Below are 14,317 nucleotides of genomic sequence, written 5' to 3' on the forward strand. Positions count from 1 at the left end.
GCCGTTCAGCCCGCGAAACCGATCCGGCGCAGTACGTCCGCCGCCTCCCGGTCGATCAGCACCGCCGAGCCGCAGCCCTGGGGCAGATCGCCCCTCTCCACCGAGTGCAGCAGCCGGGCGGCCGCTCTGCGGTGACGCAGGAAGGCATAGCGGGAGACGCCCCGGCCGCGCTCGCGCTGGCCCTCCAGGGCCGTGTCCGGGGCGACGTCGAGCAGCAGCAGGTGCAGGGTGCCGCCGCGGCGCCGGGCCGCACGGGCCAGCCAGCCGCGCACCCAGGCCTGCGTACCGCAGTCGTGCACGACGACGCCCTCGCCGGAGCGCAGGGCGCGGCGCAGTCCGGCGTAGTGCGCGAGGCGGACCAGGGGGCGATAGACGGCGTAGGGGACGAATCCAGGCATACGGGCGCTCCAGCGGTCCCGGGTGTCCTGGGAGTCGACGCGGACGCCTTTGACCGTCCGCCGCATCAGCGTGGACTTGCCGCCGCCGGGCAGGCCGGTGATCACGACGAGGTCCTCGGGGGCGAAGATCAGGGCGTGCGGACTGTGACCGGAGCGCTCGCGCAGATCACGGACCACGGGTGCCGGGCGCTCGTCGCACGCCTCCCGGACGGGAGTCGTGGGCTGCTTCGGCAGCGCCAGGCCCGAGGTCGTGGCGTACGCCGTCGTCCTGTTCACCGTGATCGTCCTCCCCATGGGATTGGGTCGGGAGTCCCATCCCCGTCGAGTGTAAAGAGAAGGTAATCCCCGGTGTCTGCTGTTTTCGTCCGCTTACCGCAACAAGCCTGCTACAGGGCACTGTGGCCGACTCTGGGCCCACTGTGCGCGGCTCCGGAAGGCCCCGGGGAAGGTTCCCCCTGCCGTGTCGCCCGTATGCGTGCAATGATGTCCGCGCCAACTGCATACCGGCCGTTTGAATCCGCGCGGGAGAGTCCCCGGCAGTGCGTCGCCGGGGCGCCGAAGGAGCAAGTCCCTCCCTTGAATCTCTCAGGCCCCGTCACCGCGCGGGCGAGGCACATCTGAAAAGCGGGCCGCACCCCTCGTCCTCGACAGCGGGGGCGGCCCCACCCAAGGTGCAAGCCGTGATCTGCGTGATCATGGCGAACCTCTCAGGTTCCGATGACAGATGGGGAGGAACGACCTCGCCCGTCATCCCTGGGAGACATCCGTCCGATGAGCAGTACAGAAGAACTCCGTCACACCGCGCTCGATGCCGTGCATCGCTCGCTCGGCGCGACGATGACCGACTTCGCCGGCTGGGACATGCCCCTGCGCTACGGCTCCGAGCGCGACGAGCACCTCGCCGTACGCACCAGGGCCGGCCTGTTCGACCTCTCGCACATGGGCGAGATCACCGTCACCGGCCCGCAGGCGGCCGCCTTCCTGAACTACTCCCTGGTCGGCGACATCGCCTCGGTCGGTGTCGGCCGCGCCCGCTACACCATGATCTGCCGGGCCGACGGCGGCATCCTCGACGACCTGATCGTCTACCGGCTCGCCGAGACCGAGTACATGATCGTCGCCAACGCCTCCAACGCCCAGGTGGTGCTGGACGCGCTGACCGAGCGGGTCGCCGGCTTCGACGCCGAGGTGCGCGACGACCGGGACGCCTACGCCCTGATCGCCGTCCAGGGACCCGAGTCCCCCGGCATCCTGAAGTCGCTGACCGACGCCGACCTCGACGGCCTGAAGTACTACGCCGGCCTGCCCGGCACCGTCGCAGGCGTCCCCGCCCTCATCGCCCGCACCGGCTACACCGGCGAGGACGGCTTCGAGCTGTTCGTGAAGCCGGAGCACGCCGTCGAGCTGTGGCGGGCGCTGACCGAGGCGGGCGCGGGCGTCGGTCTGGTCCCCTGCGGGCTGTCCTGCCGGGACACGCTGCGGCTGGAGGCGGGCATGCCGCTGTACGGCCATGAGCTGTCGACCTCCCGCACGCCCTTCGACGCCGGGCTCGGCCGGGTGGTGAAGTTCGCGAAGGAGGGCGACTTCGTCGGGCGCGAGGCGCTGGCCGAGGCCGCCTCCCGCGCCTCGCAGAACCCGCCGCGCGTCCTGGTCGGCCTGGTCGCCGAGGGCCGCCGTGTCCCGCGCGCCGGGTACGCGGTCGTCGCCGGCGGCGAGGTCATCGGCGAGGTCACCTCCGGTGCCCCCTCCCCCACGCTGGGCAAGCCGATCGCGATGGCGTACGTCGACGCGGCACACTCGGAGCCGGGCACGGCCGGGGTCGGCGTGGACATCCGCGGCAGCCACGAGCCGTACGAGGTCGTGGCGCTGCCGTTCTACAAGCGCCAGAAGTAGAGACTGGCCCAGCAGCGGGGCCCGGCAGCGGACCGTGCGTGACCCCGCGCACATTTCCGCTGCTCATCCCCGTTTCCAGCAGACCCCCATTCCGCACCCGTTCCGCGCGTACAGGAGAATTCAGGCCATGAGCAACCCCCAGCAGCTGCGCTACAGCAAGGAGCACGAGTGGCTGTCGACCGCCGAGGACGGCGTCGCGACGGTCGGCATCACCGAGTTCGCGGCCAACGCGCTCGGCGATGTCGTCTACGCCCAGCTCCCCGAGGTCGGCTCGACCGTGACCGCGGGTGACACCTGCGGCGAGCTGGAGTCGACCAAGTCGGTGTCCGACCTGTACTCCCCGGTCACCGGCGAGGTCACCGAGATCAACGAGGACGTGGTGAACGACCCGGCGCTGGTGAACTCCGCCCCCTTCGAGGGCGGCTGGCTGTTCAAGGTACGCGTCACGGAGGAGCCGGCCGACCTGCTCTCCGCCGACGAGTACGACACCCACACCGCCGGCTGAGGAGTCGTATCACCCATGTCTGCCCCCATGTCTGACAAGTCGCTTCTGAACGCGCCCCTGCACGAGCTCGATCCGGCCGTCGCGGCCGCGCTCGACGCCGAGCTGGAGCGCCAGCAGTCCACCCTGGAGATGATCGCCTCCGAGAACTTCGCGCCGGTCGCGGTCATGGAGGCCCAGGGCTCGGTCCTGACCAACAAGTACGCCGAGGGCTACCCCGGCCGCCGCTACTACGGCGGCTGCGAGCACGTCGACGTCGCCGAGCAGATCGCCATCGACCGGGTCAAGGAGCTGTTCGGCGCCGAGTACGCCAACGTCCAGCCCCACTCGGGCGCCTCCGCCAACCAGGCCGCCCTGTTCGCCCTGGCCCAGCCCGGCGACACCATCCTGGGCCTGGACCTGGCGCACGGCGGCCACCTCACCCACGGCATGCGGCTGAACTTCTCCGGCAAGCAGTTCGACGTGGTCGCGTACCACGTGGACACCGAGACCGGCCTGGTCGACATGGCCGAGCTGGAGCGGCTCGCCAAGGAGCACCGGCCGAAGGTGATCATCGCCGGGTGGTCGGCGTACCCGCGGCAGCTGGACTTCGCCGAGTTCCGGCGGATCGCCGACGAGGTCGAGGCGTGCCTGTGGGTCGACATGGCGCACTTCGCGGGTCTGGTCGCGGCGGGGCTGCACCCGAACCCGGTGGAGTACGCAGACGTGGTGACGTCCACGACGCACAAGACACTGGGCGGCCCGCGCGGCGGCATCATCCTCGCGAAGAAGGACTTCGCGAAGAAGCTGAACTCCTCCGTCTTCCCGGGCTTCCAGGGCGGCCCCCTGGAGCACGTGATCGCGGCCAAGGCGGTCTCCTTCAAGGTCGCGGCGAGCGAGGAGTTCAAGGAGCGCCAGCGCCGGACGGTCGAGGGCGCGAAGATCCTCGCCGAGCGCCTGACCGCCGCCGACGCCCGTGAGACCGGCGTCAACGTCCTGTCGGGCGGCACGGACGTGCACCTGGTCCTGGTCGACCTGCGCGAGTCCGAGCTGGACGGCCGGCAGGCCGAGGACCGCCTCCACGAGGTCGGTATCACGGTCAACCGCAACGCCGTCCCGAACGACCCGCGCCCGCCGATGGTGACCTCGGGCCTGCGCATCGGTACGCCCGCCCTGGCGACCCGCGGCTTCACCGCCGAGGACTTCGCCGAGGTCGCCGACGTCATCGCCGAGACGCTCAAGCCGTCCTACGACGCCGCGGCGCTCAAGGCCCGGGTCAAGGCGCTGGCCGACAAGCACCCGCTGTACCCCGGTCTGAACAAGTAGTCCCTTTTTGTGGGGTGTCCCGCACACTGGTCAGTGAGCGAGCGGGGCACCCCGCAGAACCTTCTGCACCACCCCGCTATTGAGGAGTCCCCCCGTGGCCATCTCGGTCTTCGACCTGTTCTCGATCGGCATCGGCCCGTCCAGCTCCCACACGGTCGGCCCGATGCGCGCGGCCCGCATGTTCGCGCGGCGCCTGCGCAACGAGGACCTGCTGTCCTCCGTGGCGTCCGTCCGCTGCGAGCTGTACGGCTCGCTCGGCGCGACCGGACACGGCCACGGCACACCGAAGGCGGTGCTGCTGGGCCTGGAGGGGGACTCGCCGCGGACGGTGGACGTGGAGACGGCGGACGAGCGCGTCGAGGCCATCAGGGCGGCGGGCCGGATCCGGTTGCTCGGTGACCACGAGGTCCCGTTCTCCTTCGACGACGACCTGGTCCTGCACCGCCGCAAGGCACTCCCCTACCACGCGAACGGCATGACCCTGTGGGCGTACGACGCCTCCGGGGCGGAACTGCTGTCGAAGACGTACTACTCGGTCGGCGGCGGCTTCGTCGTCGACGAGGACGCGGTCGGCGCGGACCGGATCAAGCTCGACGACACGGTGCTGAAGTACCCCTTCCGCACGGGCGACGAGCTGCTGCGCCTGACGGAGGAGACCGGCCTGTCGATCTCCTCGCTGATGCTGGAGAACGAGCGGGCCTGGCGCACCGAGGAGGAGATCCGCGCGGGCCTGCTGGAGATCTGGCGGGTGATGCAGGCGTGCGTGGCGCGCGGCATGTCCCGTGAGGGCATCCTGCCGGGTGGCCTGAAGGTCCGCCGCCGGGCCGCGATGTCGGCCCGCCAGCTCCGGGCGGAGGGCGACCCGTTGGCGCACGCGATGGAGTGGATCACGCTCTACGCGATGGCGGTCAACGAGGAGAACGCGGCGGGCGGCCGCGTCGTCACCGCCCCGACCAACGGGGCGGCGGGCATCATCCCCGCCGTGCTCCACTACTACATCAACTTCGCGGCCGGCGGGGCCTCCGAGGGAGAGAAGGAAGACGGGGTGGTCCGCTTCCTGCTGGCCGCCGGCGCCATCGGCATGCTCTTCAAGGAGAACGCGTCCATCTCCGGCGCCGAGGTCGGCTGCCAGGGCGAGGTGGGCTCGGCCTGCTCGATGGCGGCGGGCGCGCTGGCGGAGGTGCTCGGCGGCTCCCCGGAACAGGTCGAGAACGCCGCCGAGATCGGCATGGAACACAACCTCGGCCTGACCTGCGACCCGGTCGGCGGCCTCGTCCAGATCCCCTGCATCGAGCGCAACGGCATGGCCGCGGTGAAGGCGGTCACGGCGGCGCGGATGGCGATGCGGGGGGACGGCTCGCACAAAGTGTCCCTGGACAAGGTCATCAAGACGATGAAGGACACGGGCGCCGACATGTCGGTGAAGTACAAGGAGACGGCGCGGGGCGGGCTGGCGGTCAACATCATCGAGTGCTGAGGGAACGTCACGCTGCGGACCTCGAAGGCCCCGCAGGCGGCGCCCGGATCGGCACCCAGCAGGTGGGCTCCGTCATGGACCCCTGCCCTCGCCGCTGCCGGCGTCGACCGAACTCGCGGACGCCGCTGACCTGTTGATCCTGTCCGGTACGGGGTCGGTACGGGGCCCTGCCGGTGGTCGACGCCTCGGGGCGTTACGTGGGTGTCGTCACCGCCCAGGCCATCGCCGAAGTGCTGGCGGAGCAGCCGGACACAGGCCCGGCGGTGGTGGGACAGCTCACCGAGATGCCCGCACCCGTCACGATCGACCAGCCCCTCGCGCAGGCGCTGCACACCTTGCTCTGGACAGCGGGCACCGGGGTTCCGGTCCTCGACCCGGCGTACGGCAGGCCGGTCGGCTGGCTCAGCCCTCAAAGCGTCCTTCGCGCGGTACACGCGGCCGCGTGAGCGGCGCCAAAAGGGGCTTGCTCCGCCCGCCACCCGAGCCGGGGCCCCCGGTCGTGGCCCTCACGCCGCGCCCGGATCTGGACGTGAACGCCTCCTCGCTTGACCCCCTCACCGACCTCCGGCCGAATGCCAGGGAGGAGGTGTCGCCGTGTCTCGGTGCAGGGCTCGTGCGGTGTGGGTCAGACGGTAGGAGCGTACGACCGCGACCAGGCAGCCGGCGGCCAGGGCTGCGGCCCAGCCGCCAAGGGCCCGCAAAGGCCCGCCTGCGGGCGCTCCCGGCTCCACACCGCGCGGCGGCACCCGCCCCTCGGGGTCGTACACGACGGCCAGCGCGTCGCCGGCCCGGGTGGTCTGTCCGCAGCCGCGCCAGATACGCACCTTCAACTGCACACCGTCTCGGCCGGCCACCGAGCACAGGTAGCGGCCGCGGCTGGACACGGCCGCCGGGCCACCCTCGACCGACGTCACCACCGCGGACTCCACCCGTCCCCGCTCCGCCAGCACCAGGCCCGCGGCCGCCTGCGGCGCCTGGAGCGCCAGGCACACACCGAGCAGGGCGACGAGACCGATCAGGGCCCGGCCTGCCCGCACCAGGGCGAGATAGAGGACGAGCGCTGCCGCGCAGACCAGACCGGCCGTGCCTTGCGCCAGCACGGGCAGCCCGTACCAGGCGCCGGCGACCGTGACGCCGACGATGGCCCCCACTCCGAGAACTCCGGCGAGGAGCCCCTCACCGACCAGCCACCACGGCGGCAGGCCGACGAACTCCGCCGGACCCCAGACCGTGGAGCGCAGATGCGCCATCAGGTCGGGCTCGGACGCGGGCAGGGGGCGGCGCGGTCGGCGCATGCGCATGTCCACCCCAAGCGTCGTTCCGTGTCCCGGCTACGCCTCGCATCCTGCCGCCACGGGCGGATCATCCGCACTGCCCGGAGCAGGACACACAGGTGCGGCCACTATTGCCGGGATCGGGCAGCAGGCCGCTTTCACCATTCCCTTGCATTATGCAAAACGTGCGGGCCGCGGAGAAGTGACGCCCAGAACAGTGGCCGACACCGCGTCAGGCGTCACGCGCCACAGGGACGTCGACCGCCCAGCCGAGCGGGTGCGGTTCCGCAGCGTCCAACACCGGGGCGAGGGGCTCTCCCCCGGCCTCGTTGAAAGCAGCGAGGGCCTCGATGAGCGCCAGCCGCTGCGTCGGCGTGAGCCGTTCGACGATCGCGGCGATCTCCGCGCGGCGCCGGGCGGTGACGTCCGCGACCGTGCGCCGTCCCTCCTCGGTGAGCTGCAGCAGGGTCTCGCGGCGGTTGTCGGGGTTCGCCTTGCGGTCGGCGAGCCCGGCCGCGATCAGCCGGTCGACCATCCGCATCGCCGTGGACGGCGCCACCTGCAACAGGTCGGCGAGCGCAACCAGCTTGGTGGCCCCGCGCGTGGACAGCACCACCAGCATGCGGAACTGCGGCAGTGTCACCCGTTCCTCGACCTCGGCCAGCGACCGGGCCGAGACCGCCACCAGCAGGCGCGACGCGGTCAGCACCGCCCGGGTGACCGCATCGACATCGTCCGTGGCCCCTGGAGGCGTCTCTCGCTCCGGCATGCGTCCTTTCTACCGTGCCGAACTCCCTGCTCACTCACCCGGTGGGGCCAGATTTTCCTTCCTCATGACCGTGTTCATGGCCGTGTTCATGACCGTGTTCATGGCCGTGATAGCGCAACAGGAGCATCGCGGCGTCGTCATGGTGCGGCCCGGCGGCATGCTGGACCAGGTCCTCACGCAGCGCCTCCAACGCGCGGTGCGCGTCGGGATCCTTCAGCAGGTGCGCGCGCTCGTCGAGCGGATAGAAGCGGCCGGTCTCGTCACGGGCCTCGGTGACCCCGTCGGTGTAGAGCAGCAGTTGCTCCCCCGGCACGAAACCCACCCGGTAGGGCTTGGGACCCTCACCGCCGTGGGCGCCCAGGCCCAGCGGGAGGGAATAGGAGGGCGGCTGCGGGAAGTCGGCACCGCCGTCACGGCGTACGAGCATCGGGGCAGGGTGGCCGTAGTTGAGGAGGACCGCCTCCTGGTCCGAGCCGATCTCCACGAGGATCGCGGTGACGAACTTCTCTCCCTCCAACTCCCGGGCCACACTGCGTTCCAGGCGCTCGCCGAGCCCCACCAGGTCCGGCTCGTCGTGGGCGGCCTCCCGGAAGGCGCCGAGCACCACGGCGGCCGTCTCCACCGCGGCCAGCCCCTTGCCCTGCACATCCCCGACGATCACGCGGATGCCGTGCGGGGAGGCCACCACCTCGTACAGGTCGCCGCCGATGCGCGCCTCGGCGACAGCCGAGGTGTACGACACCGCCGCCTGGAGCGGGCCCGCGGTCAGCGGGACCGGCCGCAGCAGCACCCGCTGCGCGACCTCCGCGATCGATCGCACACTGGCCAGCTCCGCCTCCCGGCGCGAGCGCATCACGGCCGCCGCGATACCGATGCCGGTCACGCCCGCCACCGACCCCATGGCCGCGAAGCCCCGGCGTTCCTGGAACAACCCGTTGTAGAGGCCGAGCCCCACGCACAGCAGCAGCGCCGCCACGCCGATCAGGGCGGTGCGGCGCCATCCGCCGAGCAGGCTGGCGAAGGCGGGCCCGAGCGACACCAGGGGCAACAGCCCCACCCCCGGCCCGGCCACCACGTCCACGACCGCGACGCCTGCCATCGCCATGACCGGCATGCCCGACAACACCCTTGAGCTCGATGGCGGCTTCTTCGCGGTCATGGCGTACTCCAGCGGTGTCACAACACTGGAGAGCCGCCCTGCCCAGGCGCCCCTCCCCCACCTTCAGGCTATGCAAAGGTGACGGTGACGCGACGACTCCCACCCTGACCCTTTACCCAATCGAGGCATGGAGCCGACTTCGACCGACCGAGGAAGTCCACCATGGCGCACAGAGATACCGCACCGCATCGCCCCCCACTCCCTCCGTGCGACTCGACGCCGCCGACGGACAACGCCGGTACGGCCGCCAACGCGCGTGACGCCCCGGACGGAGCGGATTCTGTCGGCAAATCCCGCGGTGTCTTCCAGGTGCCGGGGACAGGGCGCTTTCGCATCCTACGAGGCCGCCCGCGCCGCCCGGCGCCGCGCCCACCAGGACAGTCGCGGGGCGGTGACGCACGGACGGCCTGCCCGAACGCTTCCAGGGCCGCCTCCAGGCGCTCGGTGTTCTCCACGTCCCCACAGGCGCCCAGCAGTTGCTCAGTGGCGGCGGCGATCCGGGCTTGGGCAGCGCCGCCGAAGAATGCGAGCGTGGCCAGCAGGAACGACCGTGCGCGCTCAGCCGAGCCTTCCCACAGCAGGCGGTTGGCGGCGGCCACGCCCTGCAGTTCCACCACCGCCACCGTCATCGCGTCGGCCTGCACCCGTAGGGCGCCGATCTCCTCCCAACGGAGGGCGTCCCACCGAGCCGCAGTGTCTGTGACGGTGAACCTGGACCGTTTGCCACCGAAGTTGGACCGGGCCCGCCGCTGGTCAGCGTGCTGCCTGTCATGGCACGGCGCGCAGGAGCTTACGAGTGTTCTTCGGCGTAGCGGACGAGTGCCCATGCGCTTGCCGCCCATAGATGGATCCGTGTGGCACCGGCCTTGTCCGGGCTCTGTTCGGCGGCGCGGACGACGTAGTGCACAGGTCCCGCGATGTTCGTCGTGACGGTGACATCCCCCCAGTTGCCACCGAGAGCGGTCATCGCGGCTCTCAACGCGGGCCCGGGGTCGTCGGCGTCCCCGCTGATCGGTCCCAACACCGCGTCTGCACCGTCGTTGTCTTCCTGGATGCGGCAGTCCGGTTGCTCGAGTTCTGCGCGAATCCGCTCAGCGAACCGGACGGCCGCTCCCGCTACGGGGGTTTCCGCCTCGACCTTCACCGAGACCATCAGCCCCGTCAGGTCACTCACCAGCTTGGAGAGCTCCTCAGCCTCCTCGTCGGACAATCGCGTCTCGTCCACTGGCTCTGTGTCCTCGTCGTTGTTCTGCATGAGGAGCATTCTCGCCGTATCGCTGCACGACCGTTCGCACGCAGGTGAAGCGAACGCGCCAGAGACAGGCCAGGCCAGGCGAGGCCGAAGACCCGTGTCCCGTCTCAAACGATCTGGTCTGAGGTCAGGGCTGTGACCTGCGGCGATCAGATCGATTGAGACAGAGACGGCCCAAGAGTCCCGGACGATCTGGTCCCAGAGCCGTGAATGCGCCGCGTGCGCTCCACCGTGCGGTGACGCCGCACAGAACCCGCGGGGCGCAGCGGCTGTGGTACGGCGGGCAGCATCAGGTCGCGGCGCACATGATCACACCAAAGTGTCAGGGTTTGCGCGCGACGCCACCGTAGGCGGAGATGGGTCGCCTCACACCCACCTGGGTGGGTTCGGGGCGCCATTCGGTAATGGGAACGAAGCCTGGATCGACGAACTCGAAGCCGTCGAAGACGGCGTGGATTTCGTCCTGAGTGCGCGGGTAGTAGGGGACCCCGCCGGTCTTGGCGTATTCCTCGCAGAGGGTCACGTAAGCCTGGCTGTCAGTGGTGCCGTCCCACAGGACCAGGTGGCTGCCTGAGGGCACCGCGTCCATGACGGTGCGTACGATGCGCAGCATGTCGTCGTAGGTACGGGCGTGCCCCAGCACTCCCATGAACATCACCGTGATCGGCTGGGTGAAGTTCAAGACGTTGCGGGCATCGGAGATGATCTGCTCGGGATTGTGGAAGTCCGAGTCGATGTAGTTCGTGACCCCCTCATCGGTGGTGTTGGTCAACAGCGCCCGTGCGTGAGTGAGCACCAACGGGTCATTGTCGACGTAAACGATCTTGGAGTCCGGTGCCACGCCTTGGGCAACCTCGTGGGTGTTCTGCATCGTGGGCAGGCCAGTGCCGATGTCGAGGAACTGTCGGCTCCCGGCCTCGCTAGCCAGGTAGCGCACCGCGCGGACGAGGAACTGGCGCGACTGCACAGCCATGGTCGCGATATCCGGGTCGATCTTCAGACTTGACTCGCCGATGACGCGGTCGACCTCGTAGTTGTCTTTGCCGCCCATCCAATAGTTCCAGATCCGCGCCGAATGAGGGATATCGGTCCGGATCGCCGGGCCTTGCGGGTTCGACATGGTGCTCAACTCCTCCGTCGTCATGGGCGGCGCATGATGGCCGCACTCAGGCACCTGCATGAGGACGTCCTCTGCCCAGCAGAGGGCGCTTCGGAACATCGTTGCGGCCGGGCAGCACCTCAACCGCACACGCTACTGGCCGCACTCGCAGATCCTGACAGAAACTCAAAGTCCTTGACGTACACGGCTGAAGGCCGACGAGAGTTTCGTCGCCTGGCGGGACGAGATCAATCGAGCAGCATCCCGGTGACCTGGTAGCCGTGACCGGGCGGCAGGCCGACCGCCTCCACCTGGTCCTCGGTGAGCTCCACCGTGACGTGGGTCGTGGAGACCATCCGCACGCCCTGGGCGGTACCGGCCTCGGTGTCGACGTCCGTGACGGACAGCGGGAAGTACGTCCCCCGCAGCCAGCTCAGCGCCCACCAGGAGTCGCCCATTGCTCGCAGGGGAGTTGTGGACTAACGGGAGGTCCGGGCACGTGATCGTGACCATCAACGTGGCGGTGCTGCTCGCCCTCATCATCGTCGTGCGGCTGCGCCGCCGAACGCACGCCCGGAGCCGGCCGATGCCCTCCATGCCGGACTCGGCGAAGGCGGGCAGTCCGGTGGCGGTGGTGACGTCCTGCGTCGTGCTCCGGCTGAGGGAGCCAACCGCACCGCGCCCAGCAGGTCATACACAGCACACTATGCTGGAGTCCGGCAATGGGCGGACCACCAAGAGTGCGCGTCAAGGACCTGTCAGCGCCGCGTTGAGCGCCCGTAGGGTTCCGTAATGGTTCACCGGGAGGCATGGTCGGCGATCTTGAGAGAAGTCTCGTCGTCGATTCAGAGGGCTGGTCATGGGCATCGGCGTCGGTGCGGTAGTCCGCAGCAGTGCCGGTCCGCGGTCAACGACCCGTCCTTTTCTGGTAGTTGACCAACGGCGCCAGGCGCGGCACGTCGTGTTCGTGGCCGGCCTCGCCGTGGCACGCTCGGCCAGGTGTGTGCGGCTTCGCTCCTTCCCTCTCGCCCGACCGGAGGTGTCGTACGGCATGGTCGTGTTCCCCCAGCCCACGCGAAGAGTTCCGCGTCCGGGACACATGATCGTGTGTGGTGACGACGCGCTCGCCGAGCGGCTGGCCGCCGAACTCACCACGGTGTACCGGGAACGGGTCACCCTCGTCGTCCCGAACGCGCAACGGACCGGTGTCGCGGCTGGATGGGCGCGCGCTTCGGTCCTGCTCGACCGGGTGCAGGCGGTCATGAACGGTGGCGAGGGGGATCTCGGCGCACCCCACGTGGTCGAGGCCACCGTGCTCGACGAGGCCACCCTGGCCGAGGCGGGCGTGCGGGAGGCCGCCGCGCTGGCCCTGGTTCATGACGACGACGAGACCAACATCCGCGCCGCGCTGGCGGCCCGCCGGCTCAACCCCCGGCTGCGGCTGGTCATCCGGCTCTACAACCGCAAGCTCGGCCAGCATCTCGAGGAACTCCTCGACCAGGCCGCCGCACTCGCCGTCCCCGGCCTGGATCCGCAAGCCCTGGACACCTCCACCACCATCCTGTCCGACGCCGACACGGCAGCCCCCGCCCTCGCGGCCACCGCCGTCGCCGGTACCAGCAAGGTCGTCCAGGCCGACGGGTTGCTGCTGCGCGCCGTGGAGCGCACCCCGCCGGGCCGCGGCCGGCGGGCCGATCCCGGCCTGTGCACGCTCGCGCTGCTGTCGTCGACCACCAACGACCCGGCGGGCGCGGAGGGTTCGGACGCCAGCGGCCAGGAGGGGCCGATGCTGCTGCCCGACGACGGCACGGTCGCCGCCGCCACGGGACAGGGCATGGTGGTCCTCGAAACCGTCGCGCACACCGGGTCCGCCACCCCGCCGGGACGCCTGGCCGGGCGGGGGGTTCCGCTGGGCTCGTTGTTCTCGCGCCGGCTGCGCTGGTCGCTGGCCGTGCTGGTGGGCTGTGTGCTGGGCCTGGCGGTCGCGAACGGGCTGCTCACTGACGACCGCCCCCTGCACGCCGCCTACCTCACCCTGCTCGACCTCTTCGCGATCAACGACCCGGCACTCGACAAGCCCACCGCCCGCCAGGTGCTCCAACTCCTCGCCGGCCTGGCCGGGTTGCTGCTCCTGCCCGTCCTGCTCGCGGCCGTCCTCGAAGCGTTGGGCACCTTCCGCACCGCCTCCGCGCTACGCCGCCCGCCGCGTGGACTGTCCGGCCATGTCGTCCTGCTCGGCCTCGGCAAGGTGGGTACCCGCGTGCTGGCCCGGCTGAGGGAGCTCGAGATCCCGGTGGTCTGCGTGGAGGAGGACCCCGAGGCGCGCGGCATCCCGCTCGCCCGCCGCCTGCGCATGCCGGTCGTCCTCGGGGACGTCACCCAGGAGGGCGTCCTGGAAGCCGCCAAGATCCACCGCGCGCACGCCCTGCTGTCCCTGACCAGCAACGACACCACGAACCTGGAAGCGGCCCTGTACGCCCGCTCGGTCAAGCCCGACCTGCGGGTGGCGCTGCGTCTGTACGACGACGAATTCGCCGCAGCCGTCTACCGCACCCTGCGCGCCGCCCACCCCCGCGCCCTGACCCGCAGCCGCAGCGTTTCCACCCTCGCGGCCCCGGCCTTCGCCGGAGCCATGATGGGCCGCCAGATCCTGGGCGCCATCCCGGTCGAACGCCGTGTGCTGCTTTTCGCCGCCCTCGACGTCGCCGGACATCCACAGCTCGAAGGGCGCACCATCGCCGAGTCGTTCCGGCCCGGGGCCTGGCGCGTCATCGCCCTGGACACCGCGGCACCGGGCGAGCGGCTGCCCGACCTCGCCGCCACCCCGGCGCACGACGGCACCGACCGCCCCGCCGGACTCGTATGGGAACTCCACCCCGGATACGTCCTGCGGCCCCAGGACCGGGTGGTACTCGCCACGACCCGACAGGGGCTGGCCGAACTCCTCGGCCGGCAGCCACAGCTCCGGGCGCGGCCTTCGGACACCTGAGGCCGGCTCCCCCCTCCTCGTCGGCAGGGCCTCGCCAGATCTCTCGACCGAGAGGGCCTCTTGGCCAGTCCACGTCAACAGCGCACAATTTCAGACCTGTTGACCGGGTCAAGCGGAGGAGTGACCTCCGGCCCCGCGGTTGACGGTGATAGCATTCCGCCGTCTGCGACCTTGATCCACTTTTGCTCAGGCTCAGCACC

General features: G+C 70.5%; 12 protein-coding genes, 1 pseudogene and 1 riboswitch. Of the genes and pseudogenes, 6 read left to right on the forward strand and 7 right to left on the reverse strand.

Going from position 1 to position 14,317, the window contains the following annotated elements; all coding sequences use genetic code 11:
• Positions 1–5: 5 nt before the first annotated feature.
• Positions 6–674 carry an AAA family ATPase gene (locus ABZ078_RS03630; RefSeq protein WP_356571215.1) on the reverse strand — a complete coding sequence of 223 codons (669 nt, stop codon included), beginning with the start codon at positions 672–674 and terminating at the stop codon, positions 6–8.
• Between the two features lie 236 nt (positions 675–910).
• Positions 911–1,009: riboswitch (glycine riboswitch) on the forward strand.
• A gap of 160 nt (positions 1,010–1,169) precedes the next feature.
• Between ABZ078_RS03630 and gcvT the strand changes: the two genes are divergently transcribed.
• From gcvT to ABZ078_RS03655, 5 genes and pseudogenes are all read left to right on the forward strand, one after another.
• The gene (gcvT, locus tag ABZ078_RS03635) at positions 1,170–2,291 is read left to right on the forward strand and encodes a glycine cleavage system aminomethyltransferase GcvT (protein WP_356571217.1); all 1,122 of its coding nucleotides are present in this window, start codon (positions 1,170–1,172) and stop codon (positions 2,289–2,291) included.
• A 127-nt stretch (positions 2,292–2,418) separates the two neighbouring features.
• Positions 2,419–2,796 (forward strand): glycine cleavage system protein GcvH, encoded by a 378-nt coding sequence (gcvH, locus tag ABZ078_RS03640; protein WP_356571219.1) that lies wholly within the window; start codon positions 2,419–2,421, stop codon positions 2,794–2,796.
• A gap of 27 nt (positions 2,797–2,823) precedes the next feature.
• Positions 2,824–4,098 carry a serine hydroxymethyltransferase gene (gene glyA / locus ABZ078_RS03645; RefSeq protein ID WP_356571312.1) on the forward strand — a complete coding sequence of 425 codons (1,275 nt, stop codon included), beginning with the start codon at positions 2,824–2,826 and terminating at the stop codon, positions 4,096–4,098.
• Positions 4,099–4,192: 94 nt separating this feature from the next.
• Positions 4,193–5,575 (forward strand): L-serine ammonia-lyase, encoded by a 1,383-nt coding sequence (locus ABZ078_RS03650; RefSeq protein ID WP_356571221.1) that lies wholly within the window; start codon positions 4,193–4,195, stop codon positions 5,573–5,575.
• A gap of 17 nt (positions 5,576–5,592) precedes the next feature.
• Positions 5,593–6,021 (forward strand): annotated as a pseudogene (locus ABZ078_RS03655) (CBS domain-containing protein); the annotation flags it as partial.
• A gap of 108 nt (positions 6,022–6,129) precedes the next feature.
• On the opposite strand, the gene ABZ078_RS03660 reads toward ABZ078_RS03655, so the two are convergent.
• The 6 genes from ABZ078_RS03660 to ABZ078_RS03685 form a co-directional block, all read right to left on the reverse strand.
• The gene (locus tag ABZ078_RS03660; protein WP_356571223.1) at positions 6,130–6,870 is read right to left on the reverse strand and encodes a hypothetical protein; all 741 of its coding nucleotides are present in this window, start codon (positions 6,868–6,870) and stop codon (positions 6,130–6,132) included.
• Between the two features lie 211 nt (positions 6,871–7,081).
• Positions 7,082–7,618, reverse strand: a complete 537-nt coding sequence (locus ABZ078_RS03665; RefSeq protein WP_356571225.1) for a MarR family transcriptional regulator — start codon at positions 7,616–7,618, stop codon at positions 7,082–7,084.
• A gap of 34 nt (positions 7,619–7,652) precedes the next feature.
• Positions 7,653–8,777, reverse strand: coding sequence for a PP2C family protein-serine/threonine phosphatase (locus ABZ078_RS03670; RefSeq protein WP_356571227.1), 1,125 nt, complete (start codon positions 8,775–8,777; stop codon positions 7,653–7,655).
• A 790-nt stretch (positions 8,778–9,567) separates the two neighbouring features.
• A complete protein-coding gene (locus tag ABZ078_RS03675; RefSeq protein WP_356571229.1) occupies positions 9,568–10,032 on the reverse strand; it encodes a hypothetical protein in 465 nt (154 codons plus the stop codon).
• A 319-nt stretch (positions 10,033–10,351) separates the two neighbouring features.
• Positions 10,352–11,149: an SAM-dependent methyltransferase gene (locus ABZ078_RS03680; RefSeq protein WP_356571314.1), complete on the reverse strand. Its 798-nt coding sequence runs from the start codon at positions 11,147–11,149 to the stop codon at positions 10,352–10,354.
• Between the two features lie 227 nt (positions 11,150–11,376).
• Complete coding sequence (locus ABZ078_RS03685) at positions 11,377–11,586, reverse strand: hypothetical protein (RefSeq protein WP_356571231.1); 210 nt, start codon at positions 11,584–11,586, stop codon at positions 11,377–11,379.
• A 641-nt stretch (positions 11,587–12,227) separates the two neighbouring features.
• Between ABZ078_RS03685 and ABZ078_RS03690 the strand changes: the two genes are divergently transcribed.
• Positions 12,228–14,117, forward strand: a complete 1,890-nt coding sequence (locus ABZ078_RS03690) for an NAD-binding protein (RefSeq protein WP_356571233.1) — start codon at positions 12,228–12,230, stop codon at positions 14,115–14,117.
• Positions 14,118–14,317 lie beyond the last annotated feature (200 nt).

The sequence above is a fragment of the Streptomyces sp. NPDC006385 genome (assembly GCF_040612485.1).
Classification (GTDB): Bacteria; Actinomycetota; Actinomycetes; order Streptomycetales; family Streptomycetaceae; genus Streptomyces.